Raw genomic sequence first — 26,525 nt, 5'->3', positions numbered from 1 at the left:
TCTATTCCCATCATTCAAATGGCACATTATTGAAATTCCTCATCGTCTTCTGATATTTTACTTTTCATAAGTTATTGAATTTCAAAGAAAGAAAGGAATATCCCTCTTGTGGAGGGAATTGAACTGGAGGCCCACTATGACAAGTCTTTTCATAGTCATTGTGGGTTTTTTGTATGATGGGATTGTACGAGGTAGGGAAATTTTATTATTTAAGGGCAGATTGAATTCTTGGAAATCGTTGTTTACGAGGCAAATTGCTCATTTCTATCCAAATGGCTCGCCTTTTGATCTAAAAATTTTAAATTTTTGGCCTTTGTTGTATCCATGTTCTTCTAATTCAAGCAGTAAATGTGAAGACTGGATTCATTGGGTGAGTACTTTGTGTGTTGCTATGGGCCCTTTTGGCTTAAAGAGTTGCCCTATTTTTCCTCCTCCTCGTTTCCTGCAAATATGGGCCTTCTGTCCCATCAGATAGGCTTTTCTCCAGTTTTTGTTTTCCTTCCTTTTCTGATTTTCCCCTGTGGTTTTGCGGGTTTGTTTCCGCCTAACAGAGGGAAGATGAATCTTTCTCGTGATTGTGACATGAGGAAACGAATAGGAGCTAACCAATGGACACGGTAATTCCCATACTTGCAGTGGTTATCGGGCTTTTTCTTGGATTTGTGTTATCGAAGGTGTATCAGCAACAGAGAGACTTGAAGCGTCGGTCAGCAGCTGAGGAGCAAGCTCAACAGCTCACCCAAAATGCTCAACGAGAGGCAGAAAATCTTGTCAAAGAAGCAAAAATCGAAGTAAAAGATCTGCTGTTTCAAGCCAAGTCTGAGCTTGAAACAAAAGAAAAGGAAAAGAGAAATGAGATTCAAGCCGCGGATCGAAAAATCATCCAGCGAGAAGAAGCTCTCGAGCGTAAGATCAACCAATTTGAAAAACGTGATGAGGAGATGCGACGAAAAGAGCGTTCCCTTAAGGAGAAGGAAGAAGCTCTGGTCAATAAAGCTGCTGCGTGCGACCAAGCCATTAAGGAGCACCGTCTTGCCCTGGAGCAGGTGGCAGGAATTACGGCCGAGGAAGCCAAGCGCCAGTTGTTGGGTGAAATTGAAAGTGAAGCACGAATGGATGCGGCGTTGTTAACAAAAAGAATTTTGGATGAGGCTAAAGAAACCGCTGAACGAGAGGCTAGAGAAATTGTAACCCGGTCGATACAGCGGATCACAAGAGATTACGTCAACGAGGCCACGATTTCAGTGGTTCCTCTCGCGAATGATAGCATGAAGGGAAGGATTATCGGTCGCGAGGGAAGAAATATTCGGGCTTTGGAGGCAGCAACCGGCGTTGATCTTATTATTGACGAAACCCCGGAGGCAGTGATCGTGTCCGGCTTCGATCCCCTTCGGAGGGAAGTCGCGAAAATTGCACTTGAACGCCTCATGCAGGATGGGCGCATTCATCCGACTCGGATTGAGGAAGTCGTAGAAAAGGTCAAAGGCGACTTAGATAAGTTAATGAGAGACGATGCTGAAAAAGTTATCTTTGAAGTCGGTCTTTCAGATTTTCACCCTGAAATTGTCAAATTATTGGGTCGTCTGAAATATCGAACCAGTTATGGCCAAAATAATTTATATCATGCCAGGGAAGCATCATATATCTGTGGGATTATGGCTTCAGAGCTGGGGTTAGATGTGAAATTGGCTAAGCGGGGAGCCCTCTTGCATGATATAGGAAAAGTGGTTAGCCATGAAGAGGAGGGTACGCATGCGATGCTCGGGGCGGAATTGGCAAAGAAGTATGGAGAGTCGGAGCTCATTGTGAATGCCATTGCTGCCCATCACGAACAAGTTGAGCCACTTTGTCCTGAATCGGTATTAGTGGCTGCAGCGGAAGCTCTCTCGGCCGCCCGCCCGGGTGCCAGACGCGAAACTCTCGAAGCCTATGTCAAGCGATTGGAAAAGCTGGAATCCTTAGCTACTGGGTTTACAGGGGTTGATAAGGCCTATGCAATTCAGGCTGGACGTGAAATTCGGGTAATAATTCGTCAAGGAGAATTAAACGACAGTGAAAGTTTTGCCCTGTCCCGAGATTTGGCCAAAAAGATTGAACAAGAACTGACATACCCTGGACAGATAAAGGTGACAGTCATTCGAGAAAATCGCTTTATCGAATTTGCCAAATAGCTCTGTAAGTAAAGGAGATCATGAACGTACTGTTTATCGGAGATATCATGGGAGAGCCTGGCCGTCGGGTGATCTTAAAGCATCTGTCAAAGGTTATCCAGGAACATCAGATTGATCTGGTTATTGGCAATGGGGAGAATGCGGCAGGTGGGTTTGGCATCACACAGGAAGTGGCCGAAGACTTGTTTGATCTGGGTCTTTCAGTCATTACACTGGGCAATCATGCATGGGATAAACGTGAAGCTTTAGAGTATCTGCAAAAAGAGCAGCGCGTGATCCGTCCCGCGAATTATCCTGATGGAGTTCCAGGAAAAGGTACGTGTGTTGTAGAAACCATTCATGGTGAGCGTCTGGGGATTTTGCAACTTATGGGGCGAGTGTTTATGCCCATGGTGGACTGCCCTTTTCGGGTTGCGGAACGCGAATTGGCTCAATTAACGACACAGACCCACTGTATTCTCGTGGATATGCATGCCGAAACCACCTCAGAAAAAATGGCGATGGGGTATTTTTTAGACGGCAAGGTATCTGCGGTCCTTGGAACGCATACGCATGTTCAAACTGCTGATGAACAAATCTTACCTCAGGGAACGGGATATTTAACCGATGTCGGAATGACCGGCCCTGTTCAATCCGTCATCGGGATGAAACCAAACTTGGTGATTCAGAAATTTCTGACCCAACTTCCGAAAAGATTCGAAGTGGCGACAGGACCTTCTGTTTTAAGTGCGGCAGTGTTAAATCTTAATTACTCAACTGGAAAAACCACTCACATCACGCGCCTTCGTGTGTTTGAGTAACGTATCCGTGCCAGGGCTTTTCCCTTCAGTGCTTACCGTCTCGGCTCTCACCCGACAGATTCGTTCAACGTTCGAACAAAACTTTCCTCCACTCTGGGTTGAAGGGGAAATTTCTAACCTTCGCTGCCCGTCTTCGGGACACCGGTATTTTACCCTGAAAGACCAATCGAGTCAGATCAGAGCTGTGCTCTTTCGTAGTCAGGTCGAACGCCTGAAATTCGCGCTTCAGGAAGGTTTGGATGTCTTTGTATTCGGTCGGCTTTCAGTGTATGAACCACGTGGAGACTATCAAATACTCTTGGAGGCGGTTGAGCCCAAGGGTGTTGGTGCGCTCCAATTAGCCTTTATTCAACTGAAAGCAAAGTTGGAAGCCGAAGGATTATTTGAAGCTTCGAAAAAAAAGGTGCTTCCACTGTATCCGCATCGGATTGGTCTGGTGACATCGCCTTTCGGTGCTGCAATCCATGATCTGCTGACCATCATTCATCGTCGCTGGCCTTTTGCGCAAGTATTGGTTGCTCCTGTTCCCGTGCAAGGGGATGAAGCTGCCGGACAAATCGCTAAGGCTATCGGGGTGCTCAACCAATTAGGCAAACTGGATGTGGTAATTGTCGGGCGTGGTGGAGGATCGTTGGAGGACCTCTGGGCATTTAACGAAGAAATTGTGGTGAGAGCTATCGCCTCTTCCAGGATTCCGGTGGTGTCGGCTGTTGGCCATGAAACCGATCTGACGCTCGCAGATTTAGCTGCTGATTTTCGGGCTCCCACTCCCTCTGCTGCGGCAGAGTTGGCGGTTCCGGATTGCTCAACGGTTAGGCATCACTTGGGCCATCAACGAGTACGATTGGAACGGTCTATGAGGAGTGTATGTGTCGCGTGGAGAGGGCAAGTTCAGGAAATGACTGGACGATTGCCTGAGCCTAGACTCGTGCTTGGACAATTTGTGCAACAGGTGGATGAGTTAGAGCGGCAACTCTATGTAAAAATGAAGCACTGGTGTCGGAATCTCCAGGTGCAATTGCTGAAGCATCAGTCCTCAATTTGGGAGAGGAATCCTCTGATTGACATTCATCGGCAGCAACGGGCTTTGGTTGACCGAGGAATTCGGCTTGTACGCGGTATGTCGGGATGCATTCTTGATAAACGCCATCAGACAGAATTGTGGATGTCTCAGCTGAATCAATTAAGTCCCCTTGCGGTCTTAGCGCGGGGGTATAGCATTGTTCACAAGCTGCAAAATGGAAAAGTTGTAAAGCAATCAACAGAAGTTTCGGTGGGAGAGTCTGTACGTACCAGACTTCATGAAGGCGAATTGATTTGTCTGGTAAAGCGTACCCATCCTTCAACGTAAGAAATTTCCTTTTGCTTCATGTTCCGGCATGGCTATAATACATGTCAGGTTAATAGATCATGAACCCATGATACGAGAGAACTGAATCACTGATCATCTTCGGACAATATTTATGGCTGTACTGAAATTTGAAAAAGCACTGTCCCGCCTGGAAACTATCGTGGCCGAGTTGGAGCGCGGGGAGCTTTCCTTGGATGAATCCCTGAGGATTTTTGAGGAAGGAGTCAAGCTCTCAAAAACCTGCCTGAAAATGCTGGATGATGCAGAACGCAAAGTGGAGATCCTTGTGCAAGACAAGGATGGAAGAAAGCGTATACAGGCTTTTTCGATTGAGGATTCCAATTTACCAGAATCCTAAATTTCCTCCACGACCACCTCTCTCAATCGGTGATCTTCGCATTGTCTGCTTTGTGGACATGAACTTATGAAGGCTGCTCAGCCATCAGCTCCTTCCCGGAGACCCTCAAAAGAACGACTGGATTCCCTTGTCCTAACTCAGGAATTGGTCGCAAGCAGAGAACAGGCCTGCCGACTTATTCTTGCCGGTCGAGTGAAAGTTAATGGGGTCCTTATAGATAAACCAGGAAAGCTGGTTGCGACAACTGTTTCGCTGGAGGTGACGAAGCCGGAATTCGCCTATGCCAGCCGAGCCGGTGAAAAGCTGGCACCTGCCTTGGATGCATTTTTTATTTCCTGTTCAGGCTGTGTGGTGATGGATGTGGGTGCATCCACCGGGGGGTTCACAGATTGTGTGCTGCAACGTGGAGCCAATCGAGTCTATGCCATTGACGTAGGGTATGGGCAGTTAGATTGGAAGCTGAGAACGGATCCTCGTGTTGTGGTCATGGACCGTTGCAATATCCGCCATCTGTGCCCCCAAGATATTCCTGAGCCGGTTGATTTGGCGGTAATCGATGTTTCATTTATTTCCCTACGTTTGGTGTTGCCGGTGATTTTGCCTGCCCTGCGTGATCAGGCGTATCTTGTCGCCTTGGTCAAGCCGCAGTTTGAAGTTGGGAAAGGACAAGTCGGCAAGGGAGGCATTGTCCGTGATGAACGATTGCGTGAGCAGGTGAGGGACGATTTTGTGGATTATGTCCGTAGCCTTCATCTCGACGTCATTGGTGTCATGGATTCGACCTTGTTGGGAAAAAAAGGAAATAAAGAGATGTTGGTGGGAATGAAAAAACGGGAAGATGAGTACTGAAGGAAGCAAGCCAATGGCTCGCAGTATCCTCTTAACCTAATCATGTAAAAGGAGAAAGTCTGGCATGTCTACAAAAATTCTGGTGACCGGGGGAGCCGGATTCATTGGATCACATCTGGTTGACCGGTTGATTCAGGAAGGCAATGAGGTGATTGTTGTTGATAACCTCTCTACAGGGAAACGAAAGAATGTCAATAAAAAAGCCCAATTTTATAAAATGGATATTCAGAGTAAGCGGATTGAACGGGTATTCCGAAATGAGCGTCCCCTAATTGTCGTCCATCTGGCCGCGCAAATGAGTGTACGCCATTCCACGGATGATCCGGGGTTTGACGCGCAAGTCAATATTTTAGGGACCATCAATGTTTTAGAGCATGCCGTGAAGCAGGGTGTGCGAAAGGTGACATTTGCATCGTCTGGTGGTGTGGTCTACGGGGAACAGGAAATATTTCCGGCCGCAGAATCGCACCGGACAGAACCTCTTTCTCCTTATGGAATCAGTAAGCTGGCTGGAGAAAAATATTTAGCCTATTACGCAAATGCGACCGGACTCAGGTATGTGGCGCTTCGTTTTGCGAACGTCTATGGGCCCAGGCAGGACTCTGAGGGGGAGGCAGGGGTCGTGGCTATTTTCTCAAAACAAATGTTGGATGGTGGTCAACCGATTGTCAATGGAACTGGGAAGCAAACAAGAGATTTTATCTATGTGGATGACGCGGTGGAAGCGATCTTGGTGACCTTGGGAGAGGATGTTCGGGGAATTTTTAATGTGGGAACTGGCCAGGAGACGACTATCAACGAATGTTATGGAATTATTAAAAGTTTAACGAAGTGTCAATGCAAAGAGCTATATGGAGCGGCAAAGAAAGGCGAGCAATTCAGGAGTGTGTTGGATGTGACAAAACTCAGAGAGGTATTTGGCTGGGATCCTCAGGTTACTTTGCAGGAAGGGCTTACCCGGACAGTCGATTTTTTTCGTGGAACCGGAAAATAACCTCTCCGTTGCGCGTAGAAGGAGAATGATTTCACCTGGTAGCTTCTCGGTTAATACCTGGGAACGGATTGGTCGATTTCAATGGACCAGGCTTCAATTCCTCCAATCAGATTTTTAACATTCGAGAATCCCTGTTGCAAAAGAAATCCCACGGCATCCGCACTCCGCATTCCTTTATGACAATACGCAACAATCTCAGCGCTCGGGTCCAATTGTTTCAGGGAATGGGGAACCTGGCCAAGAGGAATCAGCACTGATCCCTCTATTTTTGCCAGGGAGTATTCGTGGGGTTCTCGGACATCCAACAAGAAAATTTTATCGCCTTTATCCATCCGAGCTTTTAATTCACTGACAGTGATGGTGTAACTCATATTTGAAAGCCTCCTTACGTTCCTGAGGTATCTCTTTATAGACAAATGATCATAGCGGCTGAATTTTCAGGGTGTCAATTTTTTCTTTGCGAGAGCGGGAGGGAGCAGCATCATGCCGGAACAGTCGGTCGTCTCGATTGAACAGATTTCACAGTTTGAAGGCCAGAACATTACCATCAAGGGATGGATCCGCAACCGACGCTCGAGCGGAAAATTAAGCTTTTTGATGGTGCGTGATGGCACAGGAGATCTCCAGGCTATTTTAAGCAAAGGTGAGGTTGGTGAGGACCAATTTTCTTTGTGTAGTCAGTTAACCCAAGAGTCTTCTGTGATTCTGACTGGAAAACCTCGAAGGGATGCTCGAGCGCCAGGTGGATTTGAACTTGATGTATCCACATTGTCAGTGATTCACATTGCAGAACCCTTTCCCATACAACCCAAAGACCATGGAGTTGGTTTTCTGATGGAGTATCGGCATCTCTGGTTGCGGTCGCGACGCCAGCACGCCATTTTACGGGTTCGCCATGAAATAATCCGGACGTGTCGGAATTTTTTTGATGATCGAGATTTTACCTTAATTGATACGCCGATTTTTACTCCAAACGCCTGCGAAGGCACCACGACCTTATTTCAAACTCAATATTTTGACCAGGTAGCCTATTTAGCCCAAAGCGGTCAATTATATGGAGAAGCGGCTGCGACGGCTTTTGGGAAAATATACTGTTTTGGTCCAACCTTTCGAGCGGAAAAATCAAAAACCAGACGTCATTTGATGGAATTTTGGATGGTTGAACCGGAAATGGCCTTTGCCGACCTGCCGGATGCCATGCAACTGGCAGAGGAATTGGTTTCAACGGTTATTCAGCGAGTCATAGAAACTCGTCGACCTGAACTGGAAATCCTAGAAAGGGATATTCCAAAATTAGAAGCCATGGCCAAACCCTTTCCGCGAATAACCTATGAAGAGGCCCTGACGCGTCTTCATCAAAAGGGGGTCGCTATTCAATTCGGCGATGATTTCGGAGCCGATGACGAAACATCTTTGGCGCAAGAATTTGATCGTCCGGTGATTGTTCATCGATATCCGGCTGCCGCCAAAGCATTTTATATGGCGAAAGATCCAGAGAGGCCAGACTTGGCATTATGTATGGATATGCTCGCGCCGGAGGGGTATGGAGAAATTATTGGAGGAGGCCAACGAATCCATGATTTGGATGAATTGCTGACGCAAATTAAAGCTCACGACCTTCCTGAGGAGGCCTTTAAGTGGTATGTGGATTTGCGACGATACGGAACGGTTCCTCATGCTGGTTTTGGTATGGGAATTGAGCGAGTCGTCGCCTGGATTTGTGGATTGGACCATGTTCGAGAAACGATTCCATTCCCCAGGATGCTCTATACGTTGTATCCTTAAAATATTTATTGGGGAATACCTTGAGGTTCACAAATATTATGGCCATGGCTCCTAAATTTCTTATTCTCTAGCTCCTACCTTCTTGCAACCTTTTCTGAGTGCTTGACATCATAGGCGAGGGTTGTATACTTCCAAATGTGGGAGGAAGTGGGATGAATTCCACATATATTGTAAAAATGAAACAAGGTGTGCATGAATGATGTTCATATACCGGTACTCGTAGAGGAAATCTGTTATTGGCTTAATCCGCTTCCGGGTGGGATCTATGTTGATTGTACTGTTGGAATTGGTGGAACGTCGCTGAAGATACTGGAAAAAACCGGAAAAAATGCTCATATTATTGGTTTGGACCGTGATTATCAGGCCGTTGCTCTTGCGAAGAAGACATTAAGTGAATATGAATCGTCTGTAAAGATACTATATGGGAATTTCTCCCACATTCGAGATTTTGTTCAGGAGTCCGGCTATGAGAAGGTTGACGGTGTTGTGTTTGATTTAGGGGTGTCATCGTTGCAGTTGGACCAGGCAGAGCGTGGATTTAGTTTTTCCCTGAGTGGGCCATTGGATATGCGAATGGATCAAACCCAGAAAGTCACAGCAGCTGATCTGGTGAATCATCTTCCGGAAAAAGAATTAGCGGATGTCATTTTTACCTACGGTGAAGAACGGTATTCCCGTCGAATTGCCCGTGCAATCGTTCAGGCCAGGGGCGCCGGTCTTATTCAAACCACGCAGGCCTTGGTGTCTGTCCTTGAGGGTGCGCTTCCTTATGTCTACAAAAAGGGGCGCTTACATTTTGCGACTAGAACCTTTCAGGCGCTTCGGATACGCGTGAATCGTGAGTTGGACTTGCTCGAGCCGGCTCTTCGGGATGCCATCGACCTGCTGAAGGATGGCGGAAGGGTGTGTGTCGTCGCATTTCACTCGTTAGAAGATCGTATTGTAAAGCAGACGTTTCGTTCTCTGGCACAGAGAGAGCATCCAAAAGTTGCATTGCTGGTCAAGAAGCCTGTGATTCCGAGTGTGTTGGAAATACAACAAAACCCTCGTGCCAGAAGCGCTAAGTTACGTGTGGCCGAGCGCCTTCCGGAAGGAGAGACCCTATGAGGAAAAACGTGTTCCTTGGCGTCATGATTCTATTGGGGGTGTGGTGTCTGCTCTATGTTGGGGTCAAGATAGACATGTGGCGACTGGGGTATGCCATTGAAGAGTTAGAAACTCAGCGTGCGGTATTCAAAAAAGAGCAAGAAGGTTTGCAGGTTCGGCTGTCGCAGTTAACGGATCCGCAACGAGTTGCCCAACGGGCGCAAAGTCAATTGGGACTCACTGTGGCTCAGGAAGGGCAGATCGTTATGGTCTCGCTGGATACGTTACCCCAGTCTGAATCGGATGGAAATTTTCCTGTGCGTCTGGTCCGTGAATTTGGCAATACCGTCGTGAGCCTTCCGTGAAAACTCCATCTCAGGACATTCATCCCGTCTGTCGAATCCGAAGTGGCATTGTCTGCTTGGGCCTCCTTTGCGGGTTTGTGCTTATCGGTTGCCGACTGTTTTACCTACAGGTCCTTCAAGCGGACGTTGGGGCTCATCAGGCACAACAGCAACACGAAAAAACCGTGATCGTTCAGCCGGATCGAGGGGTCATTGTTGATCGACAAGGGCATCCACTGGCTCTCAATGTGGAAGTGTCCTCATTGTATGTGAGGCCACCGTCCTTGAATGATCCACAACGGGTTGCCCGATCCTTAGCGCCGATCTTACAAATGCCAGTCAAGGAATTACGCGATTTGTTCACACGAAATCAGCCATACGTTTGGGTTAAACGCAATATCCCGGAACCCGTCGTCAAGGAAGTGGAGGCGTTGAATATATCCGGGTTGGGATTGACCAAAGAACCGCATCGTTTTTATCCCAAGGGAGAATTGGTATCTCATCTCGTGGGGTTTGCCGGAATTGATAGCCAGGGATTAGAAGGGGTGGAACTTCAATATGAGTCCTATCTACGGGGTGAAAAAAACCTGGTGAAATACCAAAGGGATGCTTTGGGCAGAAAGCTTGCCTCACCCCCAAGTCATGATTCCGTACCCTTGTCGACTGGGTATCATCTCACGTTGACCATAGATGAGGTTGTCCAATTCATTGCGGAGGCGGAGTTGGCGCAAGCCTTAAAGCAAAGCGGCGCGAAGTCTGGAAGCATTGTGATCATGGACCCCTTAACCGGAGCGATTCTGGCGTGGGCACTTCATCCCACCTTTGACCCTAATCACTTAGGGCAGTTTTCCACTCAGGATTGGCGAAATCGACTGGTGACGGATCCCTATGAGCCGGGGTCAACGTTGAAAATTGTGGTGGCAGCGGCGGCGCTTGAAGAGCAGGTGATGTCTCCAGACACGTTAATTTATGGGGGAGACGGAAAGATGTCGGTGGCAGGGACCATTGTTCATGATCCGGCAAAAACCAGTTGGATGACGTTTTCCGAAGCGGTGGCGCAATCGAGTAATGTGGGGGCGATCAAAGTCGCCATGGAATTAGGGCAAGACCGGGTTTTTCGATATTTAAAAGCGTTTGGATTTGGAGAAAAAACCGAAATTGATCTTCCGGGAGAGTCCTCAGGGATACTCCGAGAGCCCAATAAATGGAGCGGTCGAAGCCTTTCTTCCATTGCCATGGGTCAGGAAATCGCCGTCACCCCGATTCAAATGGTCACAGCTATGTCAGTGGTGGCCAATGGTGGTTGGCTGATGACGCCCTACGTCGTCTCTTCGATCCTGGACTCAAACGGACAGGCTGTCTTGACCAAAGATCCACAACCCAAACGGCGACCCATTTCGCTTGAGACAACCGGCACGTTAACTCGGATTCTCGAACTGGCCGTAGAGGCAGGAACAGGCAAGCGTGCCAGGCTTGCCGGATATCGCGCTGCGGGAAAGACGGGGACGGCTCAAAAAATTGACCCGAAAACCGGGTCCTACTCTTCTTCGCAAGTGATTGCCTCGTTTGTCGGATTTGCACCAGTCGAGCGCCCGCGTCTTGCCATGTTAGTCGTCATTGATGAGCCGACGATTGGGAACTGGGGTGGGGAAATTGCCGCTCCGGTCTTTCGAAAGGTCGCAGAGCGCGTTTTGCCCCATTTGGGAGTGTTGCCGGGTGGATCCGCAGTTATTCGGACGGCTGCGGCAAATTCGCCAATTCCTTCACCGCAGCCCATTGTGCAGTAATCTGTGACGCTTCAAGAGCTTCTTGCCTCACTGGATACGGTGGTACGTGAAGGGGATCTTCAGGCAGAGGTTGTATTCGTTACCGAGGACTCCCGGCAAGTGAAGCCTGGTTCAGTATTTGTGGCCATCAAAGGGGAGCACTATGATGGACATCAGTTTGTGAGACTGGCTCAAAAGCAAGGGGCAGTTGGTGTGGTGGTGGAGGAGGGATTTGAGATACAGAATCCACCATTAGCAGGAAACTCGTCTGCGCTCATTCGAGTGACAAATTCCCGGAAGGCCTTGGGGTTGTTGGCGGCAAAACTTTCCGGTATGCCGTCTGCCCACCTGCACATGGTGGGGGTCACGGGGACGAATGGCAAAACCACGGTGACGCATTTAGCCAAATCCCTGCTGGAAGCTCAAGGACATCATGTGGGACTGTTGGGGACCGTAGGCTATGTGTTCGGGACAGAGCGCCGTGTGGCGTCACATACCACTCCGGCTCCTGTCGAGCTACAGGACATGTTGAGCACTATGGTCAATGCCGGAATGGATGTCGCGGTCATGGAGGTCTCTTCCCATGCGTTGGCCTTAGATCGGATAGCCGGCTGTGAATTCGACATAGTCGTGTTTACCAATTTGACGCAAGACCATTTAGATTTTCATCACACGTTGGATGCCTATTTTCAGGCGAAACTCCGTTTATTTACCGAATGCGTCGATAACGGTCAGAAGACCCGCCCCAAACGAGCCCTCGTCAATGCGGATGATGAACGGGCTTGCCTGATTCTTCAACATTGTTCCATTCCGACCTGGACATACGGGCTTCATTCCCACGCCGACATCAGAGCGGAATCCGTCCGCCTTTCTATGGAAGGAACGGAATTTCTGGTGAACAGTCCCAAGGGCCCGTTGACAATCAACAGCCAATTGGTGGGAGAACATAATGTGTCGAATATGCTGGCTGCAATCGGAATTGGTCTGGAAATGGGCATGACGGTTCCGATGATTGAACAAGCCGTGCAGTCAGTGGCCAATGTACCCGGACGGTTTGAACGTATCAATGAAGGCCAACCATTTACGGTCGTCGTGGATTATGCGCATACCGAAGATGCGCTGTATCGGTTGCTTCGCGCGGCGCAGGCCATTACAAAAGGACGCATCATTACCCTATTTGGCTGTGGGGGCAATCGGGATCCCGGAAAACGTCCCAAGATGGGGCAGGTTGCGGCACGACATAGCGATGTGGTGATAGTCACGTCCGATAATCCACGAACGGAAAATCCTGAAACAATTCTGACTCAAATCGAACAGGGCATTCAATCTCTGCTTCCAGACGAACGGTGTTCCTATCAGATTATTACCGATCGCGCCGAAGCCATTCATGCCGGGGTTTCAGAAGCCAGGGACGGAGATCTGTTGTTGATTGCGGGAAAGGGGCATGAAGACTACCAAATTCTCGGCACACAAAAAATTCATTTTGATGATCGTGAAGAGGCCAGGAAGGCCATCCATCGACAGATGGGTTCCCGGTAGCGCTGACGATTCAATATGGCAGCTTTTGAGATCAATGAAGTGCTCGATGCGACTGAGGGGAGGTTGCTCCTACAGGGACCACAGAAAGGGAGAATGCTTCGAGTGCAAACTGATTCGCGGGAGATTAAATCCGGTGATTTGTTTCTGGCCTTGAAAGGGGAGAAATTCGATGGCCATGAGTTTGTGAAAACGGCCTGCAGGCTGGGAGCCCGAGGTGTGGTGGTTGAGGAGGCGCAGGCCCGGGAGATGTTGACGCAAGTACGTCAGGCTGGCCCGGTTCCTGTCATGGTGGTGGCGGTAAACAATACCCTGCGAGCTTACCAGGACCTAGCCAGATTCCATCGATTGCGCTTTTCAATTCCGGTGGTGGCCATTACCGGCAGCAATGGAAAAACGACGACAAAGGAAATGGTGTATCAGGTGCTGGCGACTCGCTGGCGCGTCCATAAAACTCAAGGGAATTTTAACAATGCCATAGGTGTACCCAGGACGCTCCTGGGTCTTCACTCCCGACACCAGGCTGCCGTAATTGAAATGGGGGTGGATCAAGTGGGGCAGACGACTCAATTGTGTGACATGACCAGGCCTACGGCAGGGGTGATCACCAATGTCGGTCCCGACCATTTGGAATTTTACGGCACAAAGGCCAGGTCGGCCATATCGAAAGCTGAACTATTGGATTGGCTTCCTCGAACTGATGATGCGGCAATTCTGAATGCAGATGACCGATATTTTGAAATGTTTTCCCGGAAAGCGAAATGCCCGGTGATCTCATTCGGGATGTCGGCTCAGGCGAATGTTCGGGCGGCCGACTTGGAGTGGAACGGACGGAGAACGGAATTTCGCCTGTTCTTACCTCATCGAAAATTGGCCAAACGAGCCAGTGTGCGAATCATGGGCCCGCACAATGTTTCTAACGCCCTGGCCGGCGCGTCAGTGGGTTGTGCCATGGGATTGTCGGGCGATGACATTGTTTCAGGATTACAAAAGTTTCGCCCCGCTCCCATGCGGTCGGAGATCCGCAGGTGGGGTGGAGTGCTGTATCTCTTTGATTGTTATAACGCCAACCCTGCTTCAGTCAAAGCCGCGTTGGAATCGCTTGTTGGACTGAATGTGGCCAAAAGGACGATCGCCGTATTGGGTGACATGCTTGAGTTGGGGCCTAAAGAGGCGCAGTTTCATCAGGAAATTGGACGCGATGCTGCCAAGCACCATGTCACCCATTTAATTGCCTGTGGTGCGTTTGGACACAACATGTCCGAAGGTGCTCAAAAAGTACACGGACCCACACAGGTGTCCGTGGTAAAAGATGCCACGGAAGCCGGCGCCTTGCTGAAAACCATTGTGAAGCGTGGGGATGCTGTGCTCATTAAGGCTTCCCGTGGAGCAAAAATGGAACGAGTGCTCGATGCCGTTCGCCCCGGGTCCTAGTCTGCACGAATTGGGCTGGACGCCAGGGCCATAAGGAGTCCTTGAGAGTGAAACGTCTGACCGTGATGATGAATGAGCAACAATATCTGGACGAGGTTTCTTTTCCTCTACCAGAAGAAAGTACATCCTAATGCTGTATCTCTGGCTTTATCCCCTTCATACCGAATTTGCCATCTTCAATGTCTTTCGGTATCTCAGTTTCCGCATTATTTATGCGGCAGTGACCGCTTTTCTGATTGTGTTTTTCCTGGCCCCTCCCATGATCAAAAAATTGCAGACCTTGAAACTCGGGCAAAAAATACGAACTGATGGCCCGCAATCGCATCTGGGAAAATCCGGTACCCCTACGATGGGAGGATTGCTCATCATCTTTTCGGTTTTGCTCTCAACCGTGTTGTGGGCGGATATCTCCAATTTCTATGTCTGGTTGGTCCTCCTATCGCTGGTGGGTTTCGGGATGATCGGATTTGTGGATGATTACATAAAAATTTTACGTGGCCAATCCAAGGGATTGACGGCCACGCAAAAAATCGTTGGACAGTTAGGAGTGGCGTTGGGCATTGGGCTCTTTTTTTATCTTTCTCCCGGCTATTCCACGGAACTCAGTGTGCCGTTTTTCAAAAACTTTACTCCAGATCTAGGAGTCTTCTACATCCCATTTGCCGTTCTAGTCATTGTGGGGTGTTCCAATGCGGTGAACCTCACTGACGGGCTGGATGGTTTGGCCGTCGGACCGGTCATTATTTCAGCGATGGCCTATTCGGTGGTGGCCTGGGCGGTTGGAAATAAATTGGTCTCAGGGTATCTGCTCGTCCCTCATATTGAAGGAGCTGGGGAATTGGCCATCCTGACGGCCTCTATTGTTGGGGCGGGATTGGGGTTTCTCTGGTTTAACACGTATCCCGCGTCGGTCTTCATGGGCGATGTGGGATCCTTACCCCTGGGTGCGGCCTTAGGGACGGTGGCAGTGGTGTGCAAACATGAATTGTTATTGATTCTGGTTGGCGGAGTTTTTGTGATGGAAGCGGTGTCCGTGATTTTTCAAGTGGCATCGTTTAAGTCCAGGGGAAAGCGAATTTTCCTTATGGCGCCATTGCACCATCATTTTGAACTGAAGGGTTGGGAAGAGCCCAAAGTGGTGGTGCGTTTATGGATTATTGCGATCATTTTGGGCCTCTTAAGTATTAGCACATTGAAGTTACGCTAAGCAGAGGATCTTTGTGGAACCCTGTGGAGCCATGGAAACCGTGAACGTCACTCCCGTGTTTCCCATGACGAGTTGGCCAAGTAAGCGTGTCACGGTGTTTGGCCTCGGACGAAGCGGCAGAGCGGCTGCCGATCTCCTTCTGGATCTTGGTGCGGTGGTGACGATCGTCGAAGAACACACAAGTCAGGATGTTGAGTCCACATCCGCAGCGTATCGTTTTCGAGGCGTACGAGTGCTCGGAGGGGATGAAGTTGCCGACGGGTTGAGGGACCTCGACCTCCTGGTCGTCAGTCCTGGGATCCCCAAGGACCATCGTCTTCTCCGGGAGATTGTCCAACGGGGCATTCCGGTTATTGGGGAAATTGAGTTAGCCGGATGGTTTCTTCGGGCTCCCATCATTGCGGTGACCGGAACAAACGGGAAAAGTACCACGGTACGCCTCATTGGATCGATCCTGCAACATTGTGGAAAGCGGGCATTTGTGGGCGGCAATCTGGGCATTCCATTATGTGAGGCGGTGCGTAAGCAAACGGACCCGTCTCCTGGGCCTGACTATGAGTATATTGTCGCAGAAGTCTCGAGCTTCCAATTAGAAACGATCCACCTGTTTAAGCCCTGGGTTGCCGCATTGTTAAATGTGACGCCGGATCATTTGGATCGACATCCCACTCCAGAAGACTATCGGGCTGCCAAGCAGCGTATCTTGGAAAATCAGACGATTCAGGATTGGGCGTTGATTAATGTGGACGATCCTGTGGTGAGAACCCTGGCATTGTCGGCACGGGCAGGCCTCTGTGAATTCAGTCTTGCCAAAAAAGTGAATCAGGGGGTGTATCTCGAAGCAGGCGAGATAAGAGCACGGATGCACGGAAAGGATTTTTTCATCTCTTCACGTGATGCCCTCCCGATGCGGGGAGACCATAACGTGGCAAATGCGATGGCGGCAATGTGTGTCGGATTTCTCTGTGGATGTTCAGCAGAGGATATGGTTCGTGCTCTTCAGGCCACGCCGACCTTTGAGCATGCCTTAGAGGTAGTTCGGGAGTGGAAGGGCATCACCTTTGTCAATGATTCGAAAGGCACGAATGTGGACGCCACCCTCAAAGCCTTACAGAGCTTTCATGAGCCCTTGGTCTTGATTCTTGGTGGAAAAGACAAAGGCGGTGATTTTTCGCAGTTGACTGACAGTATTAAACGACAGGTCAAGGGGGTCGTGGTGATCGGAGAAGCGACTCAGAAAATTCTCCAGGCCTTGGATCAGGTCAAGCCGGTGGCCCTCGCAACCAGCTTGACGGATGCGGTGTCCCAGGCCGTGACATTCGCGTCCGGTGGAGATGTGGTGTTGTTTTCCCCGGCGTGCGCCAGTTTCGATATGTTTCGGAATTATCATCATCGCGGACTTGAATTTAAGCGGGTTGTCGGAGAACTTCACTAAATGGGTATTCCAGCTATCTTGCGGCGTAAAAACTCCCATGTGGAATCCCGGGCATGGGCGGATCTGTTCCCTGGGAATCTGGGCATCGGTTCCAGGCGGATCGATCCGCTGATCGTGGGAATCACCCTGGCACTGTCCCTTGGGGGATTGGTCATGGTGTTTAGTGCCAGTGGGGTCATGGCGGAAAATAAATTTACCAATGCCACCTATTACCTCCAACGACAAATCGTGTGGATGCTGTTGGGATTTGGCGTCCTATTGGTCGGGTCCTTCATCGACTATCGCCAGTGGAAGCAATGGATTCCAATGGTTGTCGGAGGATGTATCGTTGGATTACTGCTGGTCCTGGCTGTGGGCCCTCAAATCAACGGTGCTCGACGATGGCTCGCGCTTGGATTTTTTTCCATTCAACCCACGGAAATGGCCAAGCTGGCCGTTGTGCTGTACCTCGCGGCGTTTCTCTCCAACCCGCAACGGCGAGTCACTGATTGGCAACGAGGGTTTCTTCCCCCTGTGGCGATGGTGGGCATCATGTGTGGGCTCATTGTCGTGGAGCCGGATTTAGGAAGTACCGTCGTTATCAGCCTGGTGTTCGTCGGCATGATGTATCTGGCCGGAGCGAGAGTGCGGCACTTGGCTTATTTAGGTGGGCCGATGATTTTGGGTGTGGGTGCTCTCATCTGGATGAGTCCTGAACGATGGGAACGGATGACGACATTTATGAATCCGTTCGCGGACCGACAAGGTGCAGGCTATCAACTTGTCCAGTCCATCCTGGCCTTGGAAAATGGCGGATTATTTGGTGTCGGTCTTGGGCAGGGCAAGCAAAAGCTGATGTTTCTTCCGGAAGGCCATACCGATTTCGTGTTGGCCTTGGTGGGAGAAGAGCTGGGCCTCATTGGAACCTGCGGGTTGTTGGCCCTGTTTGCCATTTTAGTGTGTAAAGGATTTCGAGTGGCGGCCTTGGCACCCGATTTGTTTGGGCGATATCTCGCTTTGGGCATTACCTTGCTCCTGGGTATTCAGGCCCTGATCAATGCAGGCGTCGTGAGTGGGCTGTTGCCTACAAAAGGCTTAACCCTTCCCTTGGTCAGTTACGGAGGGTCGTCGTTGCTGGTCACCATGTTAGCTCTCGGAATTTTGCTGAGTGTGGCTCGACAGGGACGAGCCGGCCCTTAAGTGAAGAGAAAGATGTAATGCGGGTCGTCATTGCTGCGGGTGGGACGGGAGGTCATATGTTTCCGGCTATTGCGTATGCCAAAGAATTTCAACAGCATGACCCTGGGGGGAGCATTGTGTTTGTCGGGACGGGGAAGTCGTTAGAGGGAGAAATTCTGGGGAAAGAAGGGTTTGGGTTTGAACCGATCACAGTTGAAGGTTTTGTGGGCCGAGGGCTGGTTGGCATGGTGCGTTCCCTCATGCTGCTCCCGAAGTCGTTATGGCGTGCGATTCAGATTCTCCGCGGGCATCGAGCCGATCTGGTCATTGGGACGGGCGGGTATTTTAGTCCTCCCGTGGTTGTGGCGGCCTGGTTGTTGAATATTCCCAGAGTCCTGTTGGAACCGAATGCCATGCCGGGATTGGCCAATCGGGTGTTGGGTCCATTGGCCGACAGAGTCTTTCTCGCCTTTGACAGTGCAAAACCTTTCTTTTCCTCATCGAAAGTCAAGGTGATTGGCACACCCATTCGAAAGGCTTTTGCCTTGGAATCTCCTCCGGTTCCTCCGCAGAAGATCTCCCATCTGTTGATCTTTGGCGGGAGCCAAGGGGCTCGGGCGATTAATTCGGCCATGTTGGAGGCTGTGGAGATTTCATCGAGGCTGCGGGAGCAGGTGACCATCACCCATCAAACCGGAGCGGACGATTTCGAACGGGTCAAGGCCGGCTATGCACAATTGGGCGTTCAGGTAGATGTCCGCCCGTTTCTCTTTGATATGCCTCATGAGCTTGCCAAGGCGGATCTTATCGTCTGTCGGGCCGGGGCCAGCACATTGGCTGAGTTATCTGCATATGGAAAAGCCGGAATTCTGATCCCGTTTCCCCAGGCGACACACAATCATCAGGAGATGAATGCCAGGTCCATGGAAACGGCCGGAGCGGCTCGAGTGCTCTTGCAATCCGACCTCACCGGGCAGCGGCTGGCAGAAGAAATTGAACGATTGATGTTGGATATTCCCCACCTACAGGAAATGGCAGGACAGAGCTGGATCCTCAGGAAAGTCAACGCCGCAGAGCAAATGGTGAATGAATGCCTCTCGCTGGTGGGGCATCCGGTGGCGTCGTGAAACACAGGGGAAATATGGCACGGATGAACAATCAATAGAGTCAAAGTAGAAACCATTGTCTGAACCTATTCAATCTTTAATGAGGAGGGACTCTTACAGGGAATGAAGAGCAAGTCCTGTCATGGCCACGTCTGGAAGATCCAAAATAGTCGTCGTGTCACACGAGAGGCTTATGGTGAAGTCGCGAGTCCGGTAGGCCGACCCGGTATTGAGACTATCCCTCCAGACCTACAGGCCATGCGTCCCCAGCAGTGGACGCATCAACTGAACGTCTTCGGTGAACCTCCCTTCAACCCTGGAAGTCTAAAACATTATGTTTCGAAAAATTCAGCACATTCATTTGGTCGGTATTGGAGGAAGCGGGATGAGTGGCATCGCAGAGGTGCTCCTCACATTAGGGTATAAGGTGACCGGCTCCGATGTGGGAGCGTCCGACACGATCCGCCGGTTAGAGGAATTAGGGGGCACGGTGTTTATCGGACATCAGGAATCGAATGTGGAAGGGGCGCAAGTGGTGGTGGTGTCGTCGGCCATTGCCGGGTCCAATCCGGAAATTCGTGCGGCCCGGGCCAAGGTGATCCCGGTCATTCCACGAGCGGAAATGCTGGCAGAGCTGATGCGATTGAAGTACGGCATTGCCATTGCCGGCGCTCATGGAAAAACCACGACGACGTCGATGGTCGCATCGATTCTTGCGCAAGCCGGCCTCGATCCCACATTCGTGATTGGGGGCAAGGTGAATGCCATGGGGACCCATGCGCGTTTGGGCCGGAGTGATCTGCTGATCGCGGAAGCCGACGAGAGTGACGGGTCGTTTTTGCGGTTGTCACCCTCCATCGTGGTCGTGACGAATATCGACCGTGAGCACCTCGATCATTACGGAAGCATGGAAGGTCTTCAGGAGGCATTTTTAGAATTTATCAATAAGATTCCATTCTACGGCGTGGCGATTGTGTGTGCCGATGATCCCTGGATTCGCAAGCTCCTGCCTCGGGTGGTGAAGCGATATCATACGTACGGCATGAGTGATTTTTCGGGTGTGCTGACCTCTGATTTGTTTGCGACGGACATTGAAACCAAAGCGATGGGTGTCGAATTTCGGGCGCATTACCGGGATCAAAAGCTCGGGCCCTTCCGCATTCGAATCCCGGGTGTGCATAACGTGGCCAATGCGTTAGCGGCCATCGGGGTGGCATTGGAATTGGATGTGCCCGTGGATTTGATCCGGGCAGGGCTGGCGGCTTTTGCCGGAGTCGAGCGGCGGTTCCAGATTCGTGGAGAAAAAAACGGCATTGTGGTGGTGGACGACTATGGGCACCATCCTACCGAGATTCGTGCCACTTTGGCGGCGGCGCGAGCCGCATGGCAGCGCCCGTTGATCGTGGTATTCCAACCGCATCGGTTTTCAAGAACCAGGGACCTTGCCGACGAGTTTGCTAAGGCGTTCGAACAGGCGGATCGCGTATATGTCATGGATATCTATCCCGCCGGTGAGGCGCCGATCCCCGGGATCACCGGACAAATGATGGCCGACACCATTCGGGCGTCTGGTCATCCCTCTGTCCAATGGCTCAATCGTGACTCCGGTTTGATCACCAAATTGCGTGAGGAGCTTCGTGAGGGCGATGTCCTGTTGACCCTGGGTGCGGGGGATGTCTGGAAAGTCGGAACGGAATTATTGGAATCGTTGTAACCGAATGTGGTGAGTCATGGAAGTCGAGGATTGTACAAGTGAAGATTGGTCAGCCGACACTGACAGCAAAACGGCTTCAACGAGCCGTGCAGCATGTGAAAGGAGAAGTCCACTGGAACGAATCCCTGGCGCCTCTTCTGTCGTTGCAGGTGGGAGGCCCTGCGGATGTCCTGATCTTTCCCCTGGATGTGGAAGACGTCATGCGCGTGATCGTAGGGGCTCGAACAGAAGGGATTCCCTACGTGGTGTTAGGCGGGACCAATGTGGTCGTTCGCGATAAAGGGATTCGAGGCATTGTCATGCAATTGAAACACTTAACCGGGATGCATGAGGAAACCGGTCACGTGGTATATGCCCAGGCGGGGGTGCGGTTGCCCAGGTTGATGCAATTTGCGGTGGGGCATCATCTGTCCGGAATGGAGTGGGCGGCTGGAATTCCGGGAACCGTCGGTGGAGGGGTGGTGATGAATGCCGGAACGCGGTTGGGGGAAATGCAGGAGGTCTTGCATGCCGTCGATTTGGTGAATCTTCGTGGACATCGCGTACGAATCGAAGCTTCCAACATGTCATTTACCTATCGGAAGGCGACGCTCCCCAAAGGCGTCGTTGTTGGCGCGTGGGTCCAGTTGGCTCTCTCGGATAAAAAGCAGGTTGAGGCGAAAACCAAAACCTATCTGCAGTACCGGCGGGAGACCCAACCGTTAACCCTTCCGAATGCCGGGTCCGTGTTTAAAAACCCGCCGGGAGATTCTGCCGGACGGTTAGTTGAAGCCGCAGGATTAAAAGGTGCGCGGATTGGTGATGCTGAAATATCGACCAAACATGCCAACTTTATTGTGAATAGAGGAGCGGCCACCGCCGACCAGGTCCTGGCCTTGATTCGAAAAGTCCGGCAAACCGTGGCGAGAAAGTTTGGGGTCCGTCTTCAGCTTGAATGGAAAATTATTGGAGAATCGTAGTGATGCCGGGATTATTGGTGGTGAGGAAGAGATGTAATCGGAGTGAAAGGCATATCACAAGGTGAAGACAGAGAGAATGATGACACAAAAATCTTTGCGAATCGGTGTGCTGATGGGGGGATCTTCAGCTGAGAGAGAGATTTCGCTCAGGACGGGGCGTTCAATCTGTGATGCGTTGAAACGACGTGGATATACGGTCATTCCCATTGAAGTCGATGCCACATTGCCGCATCAGATACGGGCAAAAAAAATTTCGGTGGCCTTTCTCGCCTTGCATGGACCCGGAGGGGAAGACGGCACGGTTCAAGGGATGTTGGAAGTCATGAAGATGCCATACACCGGATCGGGCGTAACTGCGAGTGCCGTTTGCATGAACAAGGGATTGACGCGTGTGGTCCTTCAGGCTGCCAAGGTACCCGTCCCGCCGGGCATGACCGTATCCGGCAAAATGATCCCGGTTCGTCCACCTCCCAGCTTAGGTTTGCCTGTGGTGGTGAAGCCTTGTGCGGAGGGGTCTACGTTTGGTGTCTCGATCGTGCGCAAGCCATCTCAATGGACGGAGGCCTTGCAAGAAGCTTATCGATATGGGGAGCAGGCAGTGGTGGAAAAATATATTCCCGGTCGGGAAATAGCGGTGGGCGTTTTTGGCAACAAGGTCTTACCCGGCGTAGAAATCATCGTTCCCGGGGGCTTTTACGATTTTACGGCCAAATATGGAAAGGCGGCAACTCGTTATGAGTGTCCGGCTTCACTTTCTTCAAAACTGGAAAACACTCTCCGTGATTACAGCCTTCGTGCCTATCAGGCCTTAGGGTGTCGCGGTGCCGCGCGAGTCGATTTTCGCATTCATACCAACGGACGTGCGTATATTCTCGAATTGAACACCATTCCCGGCATGACTGAACGGAGTTTGCTTCCCATGGCAGCGGCACAGATCGGGTGGGACTATGATGATTTGGTTGAACGGATATTGCGTGAGGCCCTACCGAAAAGGCTGGTCCCGTCCTCCGGGAAAAAAAGGAGCACCAGGAGTTCTGCGTCATGATATCGGGAGAATCCCTTAACACGAAACGGCCTCGAAAAAACCGGCCCCTTAAAAAAACCGGAGGACCGGGGAAAGCGAAGTCATCATCAACAGCCTTGCGGGTCCGGCGTGTCGTGATCGGAGGGGTCCTGGCCTGTCTTATTGTGGCGGTGGTAGTGGGAGGACGTCAGGTGATGCGGTGGGCGGATGAGTGGACGGAAATCCAACAGATCACGGTTGTGGGTTTGGATCGAGTCACGCGCGATGAAATTTTGACGAAGCTGGACTTGGCGCCACAGACCAGTTTGTTCTCTGTGGATTCAGAGCTGCTCGCGACCCGGTTGGAATCGCATCCTTGGATTGGGTCGGTCGACTTTGAGCGGGTGTTGCCCCATTCACTGGTGATCCAGGTGACTGAGCGTCAGCCGGCAGCGGTGTTTGGATCACCAACCGAACCCTATTATTTGGATGCAGAAGGGTATCTGTTGCCGAAAGGGAAGGTTCAGGCAGGGACGACATTGCCCATTGTTGATGGGGTGACCTCCACATTTATGACACAGCACCAAGCCGAAGGCCATCGACGCGCCAAGCAGGGTATTCACATTGCTGCGTTGCTGTCCCAGCAGTTTTCGGGCAGACCACGGATTGATGTGTCGCAACCTCATACAACGATCGTGGATCTCCCCAATGTCCGGTTTCAATTCGGGCGTGAGGTGGAAGACCAGTGGCAACGATTTTTGGTGTTGTATCCCACCGTGAAGGATAAAATTGAAGGTCGGTCGCAAGAAGTGGATTTGCGATTTGCTCAAAAAGTCATTTTTCGCAAGAGGACACTATAGGACATGACCAAAAAAGAACACATCGTCGTGGGACTGGACATCGGGACAACAAAAATTTGTGCGGTGGTGGGGGAAATCCAGGATGATCGCTCCATTCATGTGATCGGAGTGGGCTCGCATCGTTCAAACGGGTTGAGAAAAGGCATGGTCGTCAACATGGACAGTACCGTGGAGTCCATTAAGCGGGCCGTGGAGGAAGCAGAATTGATGTCGGCCGTCCAAATCAATTCGGTGTATACGGGGATTGCGGGAAGCCATATCGGGAGTGAAAGTGCACAAGGCGTGGTGGCCTTAAAAAAACGGGAAGTGACCAAGGCGGATGTCCGTCGGGCCGTCGATACCGCACGAGCCTGCGCCGTGCCGGCTCCGGACCGCCAAATTCTGCATGTGCTTCCCCGGGAATTTATTGTGGATGATCAGGAAGGGATTCGGGATCCATTAGGCATTGCGGGATCACGGTTGGAAGTCGACGTGCATATTGTGACCGGAGCGGTCACCTCCGCACAAAACCTGATCCGCTGTGTCAGCCGGGCGGGATTGGATGTCGTCGATATTGTGTTGCAGCCGTTAGCCTCCAGCGCGGCCGTGCTGACCCATGAGGAAAAAGATCTGGGGGTCGTGATGGTGGATATCGGGGGAGGAACCACCGATATTGCGATCTTTGTCGAGGGATGTATCCGGCACTCGGCGGTTCTTCCCATCGGAGGGAGCCATCTCACCGGGGATCTGGCAATGGGATTGAAAACCGCGCCGGAGGAGGCGGAAAAAATTAAACTGAAATATGGGGTGGCCAGTAGTCTCTTTGTGAATGAGGACGAATGCATTGAAGTGCCGAGTGTCGGAGGACGGCCGCCCCGGGTGATGCCTCGAGCCTTGGTCGCGCAAATTCTATCTCCGCGGGTGGAAGAAATGTTCGAGCTCGTGCTTCGTGAAATCCGTCGAGCCGGGTATGACGGCATGCTGGTGGCTGGAGGCGTGTTGACGGGCGGAACCTCCTTACTCCCGGGCATGGCCGAAGTGGCGGAACACGTGCTTAATCTGTCGGTGCGGTTAGGGAGGCCAATCGGAGTGGAAGGTTTACGGGAAATAGTCAGTAATCCAAGCTACTCGACGGCTGTCGGGCTTATCGTCCATTCGGTGAGTCACGAAAATGAGTTTGAACTAGTGGGCCCGGGAGCCGGCAAAGGCAAAAAATCGGGGCGGTGGGCCGGTGGTCTGGTCGGGAAAATGAAGGGATGGATCATGAACTTTTTTTAAATCATGACAGGAAAGGAGGATCATGGATCCGTGCCTGCTTCGCGAGCCAAGGTGAGTCATCAATCAAATGTCCCCACGGGCGACCAGGGGAGTGGTAGAAAGGAGGAGTCGTATGTTTTCACTGTCTGATGAGGAGCAATCGGTTATTAACATCAAAGTGGTCGGTGTCGGAGGTGCCGGGTGCAACGCGGTGAATACGATGATTGAAGCCGGCTTAAGCCGGGTAGAATTTGTCGTGGCCAATACCGATTTGCAGGCCCTGGGCCGCTCCCTTGCGTCGTACAAAATCCAATTGGGTCCGGAGCGGACGCGGGGTCTGGGGGCAGGAGCCAAGCCGGAGGTGGGGAAAGAATCGGCAATGGAAAGTGAACACCAGATCCGTGAGGCCCTGGAAGGGGCGGATATGGTCTTTGTCACGGCAGGCATGGGTGGAGGAACGGGCACGGGCGGTGCTCCCGTTGCCGCAAAGATTGCCAAAGAGTTGGGCATTCTTACGGTGGGGGTGGTGACCAAACCCTTTCAATATGAAGGAAACAGGCGGACCAGCTTTGCCGAAGAAGGAATCCGTGAATTAAAAAAATACGTGGATTCCCTTTTGATCATTCCCAACCAGAAACTCCTGGGAATGGTCGATAAAAGTACGCCGCTTGTGGAGGCATTTAAGATTGCGGATGATGTGCTGCGTCAGGCCATTCAAGGTATTTCTGATGTCATTACCACTCCGGGATTGGTCAATGTGGATTTCGCCGATGTGCGAACCGTCATGGGTTATTCCGGGCGTGCGGTGATGGGCATGGGTACGGGTCGGGGTCCGACGCGAGCCAGCGATGCCGCCAGACTAGCCATTGCCAGCCCCTTGCTGGAAGATGGAAGCGTGGAAGGGGCAAGAGGGTTGTTGTTGAATATTACGGGAGGCCCCAATCTCACGTTGCATGAAGTCAACGAAGCGTCCAATATTGCCCGTGAAGCGGCAGATCCTCAAGCCAATATCATCGTGGGTCAGGTCATTAATCCCGAACTAGGGGATGAATTGACCGTAACAGTCATTGCCACAGGATTCGAACAGACCGAGTCGGTCATGCGGTTTTCCAATTCGCATCAACCGACCCTTGTGGTGGAGCCTGTCAAAAAACCTGCATTGGTGGCGGTACCTGCGGAAAATGGGGCTAGCAACAGTTCTGAGGATCTCGACCGGCCTACCTATATGCGACGACAGGCGACTGCCAGGCCGGTTCCTGAAAAGACCAGCCTGTTGGTGGATGATGATTGGGATGTGCCGACTTTTTTACGGAGGAAAGCGGAGAACTAATCCCATGAATGTGGAGAACGGTCCCTTACCAAAGGGGTCCGGA

Annotated in this window: 23 protein-coding genes; 22 read left to right on the top strand and 1 reads right to left on the bottom strand. The window is 51.1% G+C overall.

The window, feature by feature from the left end; translation table 11 throughout:
* The first annotated feature begins 608 nt into the window (after positions 1–608).
* From rny to ACTRXD_RS02675, 6 genes are all read left to right on the top strand, one after another.
* On the top strand, positions 609–2,171 hold the full coding sequence (rny, locus tag ACTRXD_RS02700; RefSeq protein WP_312646124.1) for a ribonuclease Y: 1,563 nt from the start codon (positions 609–611) through the stop codon (positions 2,169–2,171).
* A 20-nt stretch (positions 2,172–2,191) separates the two neighbouring features.
* Entirely contained in the window at positions 2,192–2,971 is a 780-nt protein-coding gene (locus tag ACTRXD_RS02695) for a TIGR00282 family metallophosphoesterase (RefSeq protein ID WP_312743874.1), read from the top strand.
* A gap of 7 nt (positions 2,972–2,978) precedes the next feature.
* Positions 2,979–4,322 carry an exodeoxyribonuclease VII large subunit gene (gene xseA / locus ACTRXD_RS02690; protein ID WP_442430308.1) on the top strand — a complete coding sequence of 448 codons (1,344 nt, stop codon included), beginning with the start codon at positions 2,979–2,981 and terminating at the stop codon, positions 4,320–4,322.
* 112 nt (positions 4,323–4,434) lie between these two features.
* Entirely contained in the window at positions 4,435–4,680 is a 246-nt protein-coding gene (gene xseB / locus ACTRXD_RS02685; protein ID WP_312646127.1) for an exodeoxyribonuclease VII small subunit, read from the top strand.
* Between the two features lie 66 nt (positions 4,681–4,746).
* The gene (locus ACTRXD_RS02680; protein WP_442430307.1) at positions 4,747–5,529 is read left to right on the top strand and encodes a TlyA family RNA methyltransferase; all 783 of its coding nucleotides are present in this window, start codon (positions 4,747–4,749) and stop codon (positions 5,527–5,529) included.
* 64 nt (positions 5,530–5,593) lie between these two features.
* Positions 5,594–6,523, top strand: coding sequence for an NAD-dependent epimerase/dehydratase family protein (locus ACTRXD_RS02675; protein WP_312743888.1), 930 nt, complete (start codon positions 5,594–5,596; stop codon positions 6,521–6,523).
* Positions 6,524–6,573: 50 nt separating this feature from the next.
* On the opposite strand, the gene ACTRXD_RS02670 is transcribed toward ACTRXD_RS02675, so the two are convergent.
* Positions 6,574–6,894, bottom strand: a complete 321-nt coding sequence (locus ACTRXD_RS02670) for a rhodanese-like domain-containing protein (RefSeq protein ID WP_312646130.1) — start codon at positions 6,892–6,894, stop codon at positions 6,574–6,576.
* Positions 6,895–7,006: 112 nt separating this feature from the next.
* On the opposite strand from ACTRXD_RS02670, the gene asnS reads away from it, so the two are divergent.
* The 16 genes from asnS to ftsZ all read left to right on the top strand — a co-directional run bounded on the left by asnS (position 7,007) and on the right by ftsZ (position 26,482).
* A complete protein-coding gene (gene asnS / locus ACTRXD_RS02665) occupies positions 7,007–8,308 on the top strand; it encodes an asparagine--tRNA ligase (protein WP_442430306.1) in 1,302 nt (433 codons plus the stop codon).
* A gap of 186 nt (positions 8,309–8,494) precedes the next feature.
* The gene (gene rsmH, locus ACTRXD_RS02660) at positions 8,495–9,415 is read left to right on the top strand and encodes a 16S rRNA (cytosine(1402)-N(4))-methyltransferase RsmH (protein WP_442430305.1); all 921 of its coding nucleotides are present in this window, start codon (positions 8,495–8,497) and stop codon (positions 9,413–9,415) included.
* A complete protein-coding gene (locus ACTRXD_RS02655; RefSeq protein ID WP_442430304.1) occupies positions 9,412–9,759 on the top strand; it encodes a hypothetical protein in 348 nt (115 codons plus the stop codon). Before rsmH ends, ACTRXD_RS02655 begins: the two co-directional genes overlap by 4 nt.
* On the top strand, positions 9,756–11,525 hold the full coding sequence (locus ACTRXD_RS02650; RefSeq protein ID WP_442430303.1) for a peptidoglycan D,D-transpeptidase FtsI family protein: 1,770 nt from the start codon (positions 9,756–9,758) through the stop codon (positions 11,523–11,525). Before ACTRXD_RS02655 ends, ACTRXD_RS02650 begins: the two co-directional genes overlap by 4 nt.
* A gap of 3 nt (positions 11,526–11,528) precedes the next feature.
* Positions 11,529–13,043 (top strand): UDP-N-acetylmuramoyl-L-alanyl-D-glutamate--2,6-diaminopimelate ligase, encoded by a 1,515-nt coding sequence (locus ACTRXD_RS02645; protein WP_442430302.1) that lies wholly within the window; start codon positions 11,529–11,531, stop codon positions 13,041–13,043.
* 15 nt (positions 13,044–13,058) lie between these two features.
* Positions 13,059–14,474, top strand: coding sequence for a UDP-N-acetylmuramoyl-tripeptide--D-alanyl-D-alanine ligase (locus ACTRXD_RS02640; RefSeq protein ID WP_442430301.1), 1,416 nt, complete (start codon positions 13,059–13,061; stop codon positions 14,472–14,474).
* A 130-nt stretch (positions 14,475–14,604) separates the two neighbouring features.
* Positions 14,605–15,681, top strand: coding sequence for a phospho-N-acetylmuramoyl-pentapeptide-transferase (mraY, locus tag ACTRXD_RS02635; RefSeq protein WP_312646141.1), 1,077 nt, complete (start codon positions 14,605–14,607; stop codon positions 15,679–15,681).
* A gap of 31 nt (positions 15,682–15,712) precedes the next feature.
* Positions 15,713–17,116, top strand: coding sequence for a UDP-N-acetylmuramoyl-L-alanine--D-glutamate ligase (murD, locus tag ACTRXD_RS02630; RefSeq protein WP_442430300.1), 1,404 nt, complete (start codon positions 15,713–15,715; stop codon positions 17,114–17,116).
* Positions 17,117–18,295 (top strand): putative lipid II flippase FtsW, encoded by a 1,179-nt coding sequence (gene ftsW / locus ACTRXD_RS02625; protein WP_442430299.1) that lies wholly within the window; start codon positions 17,117–17,119, stop codon positions 18,293–18,295.
* 17 nt (positions 18,296–18,312) lie between these two features.
* The gene (gene murG, locus ACTRXD_RS02620) at positions 18,313–19,401 is read left to right on the top strand and encodes an undecaprenyldiphospho-muramoylpentapeptide beta-N-acetylglucosaminyltransferase (protein WP_442430298.1); all 1,089 of its coding nucleotides are present in this window, start codon (positions 18,313–18,315) and stop codon (positions 19,399–19,401) included.
* A gap of 313 nt (positions 19,402–19,714) precedes the next feature.
* On the top strand, positions 19,715–21,094 hold the full coding sequence (murC, locus tag ACTRXD_RS02615) for a UDP-N-acetylmuramate--L-alanine ligase (protein ID WP_442430297.1): 1,380 nt from the start codon (positions 19,715–19,717) through the stop codon (positions 21,092–21,094).
* A gap of 38 nt (positions 21,095–21,132) precedes the next feature.
* Positions 21,133–22,053 (top strand): UDP-N-acetylmuramate dehydrogenase, encoded by a 921-nt coding sequence (gene murB / locus ACTRXD_RS02610; protein WP_442430296.1) that lies wholly within the window; start codon positions 21,133–21,135, stop codon positions 22,051–22,053.
* Between the two features lie 76 nt (positions 22,054–22,129).
* Positions 22,130–23,098 carry a D-alanine--D-alanine ligase family protein gene (locus tag ACTRXD_RS02605; protein ID WP_442430295.1) on the top strand — a complete coding sequence of 323 codons (969 nt, stop codon included), beginning with the start codon at positions 22,130–22,132 and terminating at the stop codon, positions 23,096–23,098.
* Complete coding sequence (locus tag ACTRXD_RS02600; RefSeq protein WP_442430294.1) at positions 23,095–23,916, top strand: cell division protein FtsQ/DivIB; 822 nt, start codon at positions 23,095–23,097, stop codon at positions 23,914–23,916. The genes ACTRXD_RS02605 and ACTRXD_RS02600 overlap by 4 nt, the downstream gene beginning before the upstream one ends.
* A 3-nt stretch (positions 23,917–23,919) precedes the next feature.
* A complete protein-coding gene (gene ftsA / locus ACTRXD_RS02595; protein WP_442430293.1) occupies positions 23,920–25,173 on the top strand; it encodes a cell division protein FtsA in 1,254 nt (417 codons plus the stop codon).
* A 112-nt stretch (positions 25,174–25,285) separates the two neighbouring features.
* A complete protein-coding gene (gene ftsZ, locus ACTRXD_RS02590) occupies positions 25,286–26,482 on the top strand; it encodes a cell division protein FtsZ (RefSeq protein WP_442430292.1) in 1,197 nt (398 codons plus the stop codon).
* The last annotated feature ends 43 nt before the right edge of the window (positions 26,483–26,525 follow it).

The organism is Nitrospira sp. T9 (assembly GCF_052156535.1).
Lineage (GTDB): Bacteria > Nitrospirota > Nitrospiria > Nitrospirales > UBA8639 > Nitrospira_E.
The sequence above is the reverse complement of the archived record's forward strand: the minus strand, read 5'-3'. Positions and strand labels throughout refer to the sequence as shown.

Bases quoted from the DNA above. Each gene is read 5' to 3' on its own strand.
- ftsA (WP_442430293.1), top strand. From the start codon at position 23,920: ATGACCAAAAAAGAACACATCGTCGTGGGACTGGACATCGGGACAACA.
- ACTRXD_RS02605 (WP_442430295.1), top strand. From the start codon at position 22,130: ATGATGACACAAAAATCTTTGCGAATCGGTGTGCTGATGGGGGGATCT.
- xseB (WP_312646127.1), top strand. From the start codon at position 4,435: ATGGCTGTACTGAAATTTGAAAAAGCACTGTCCCGCCTGGAAACTATC.
- ACTRXD_RS02640 (WP_442430301.1), top strand. From the start codon at position 13,059: ATGGCAGCTTTTGAGATCAATGAAGTGCTCGATGCGACTGAGGGGAGG.
- ftsW (WP_442430299.1), top strand. From the start codon at position 17,117: ATGGGTATTCCAGCTATCTTGCGGCGTAAAAACTCCCATGTGGAATCC.
- ACTRXD_RS02670 (WP_312646130.1), bottom strand. From the start codon at position 6,894: ATGAGTTACACCATCACTGTCAGTGAATTAAAAGCTCGGATGGATAAA.
- murG (WP_442430298.1), top strand. From the start codon at position 18,313: ATGCGGGTCGTCATTGCTGCGGGTGGGACGGGAGGTCATATGTTTCCG.
- ACTRXD_RS02600 (WP_442430294.1), top strand. From the start codon at position 23,095: ATGATATCGGGAGAATCCCTTAACACGAAACGGCCTCGAAAAAACCGG.
- rny (WP_312646124.1), top strand. From the start codon at position 609: ATGGACACGGTAATTCCCATACTTGCAGTGGTTATCGGGCTTTTTCTT.
- ACTRXD_RS02680 (WP_442430307.1), top strand. From the start codon at position 4,747: ATGAAGGCTGCTCAGCCATCAGCTCCTTCCCGGAGACCCTCAAAAGAA.
- ftsZ (WP_442430292.1), top strand. From the start codon at position 25,286: ATGTTTTCACTGTCTGATGAGGAGCAATCGGTTATTAACATCAAAGTG.
- ACTRXD_RS02675 (WP_312743888.1), top strand. From the start codon at position 5,594: ATGTCTACAAAAATTCTGGTGACCGGGGGAGCCGGATTCATTGGATCA.
- mraY (WP_312646141.1), top strand. From the start codon at position 14,605: ATGCTGTATCTCTGGCTTTATCCCCTTCATACCGAATTTGCCATCTTC.
- murC (WP_442430297.1), top strand. From the start codon at position 19,715: ATGTTTCGAAAAATTCAGCACATTCATTTGGTCGGTATTGGAGGAAGC.
- ACTRXD_RS02655 (WP_442430304.1), top strand. From the start codon at position 9,412: ATGAGGAAAAACGTGTTCCTTGGCGTCATGATTCTATTGGGGGTGTGG.
- ACTRXD_RS02695 (WP_312743874.1), top strand. From the start codon at position 2,192: ATGAACGTACTGTTTATCGGAGATATCATGGGAGAGCCTGGCCGTCGG.
- murD (WP_442430300.1), top strand. From the start codon at position 15,713: ATGGAAACCGTGAACGTCACTCCCGTGTTTCCCATGACGAGTTGGCCA.
- asnS (WP_442430306.1), top strand. From the start codon at position 7,007: ATGCCGGAACAGTCGGTCGTCTCGATTGAACAGATTTCACAGTTTGAA.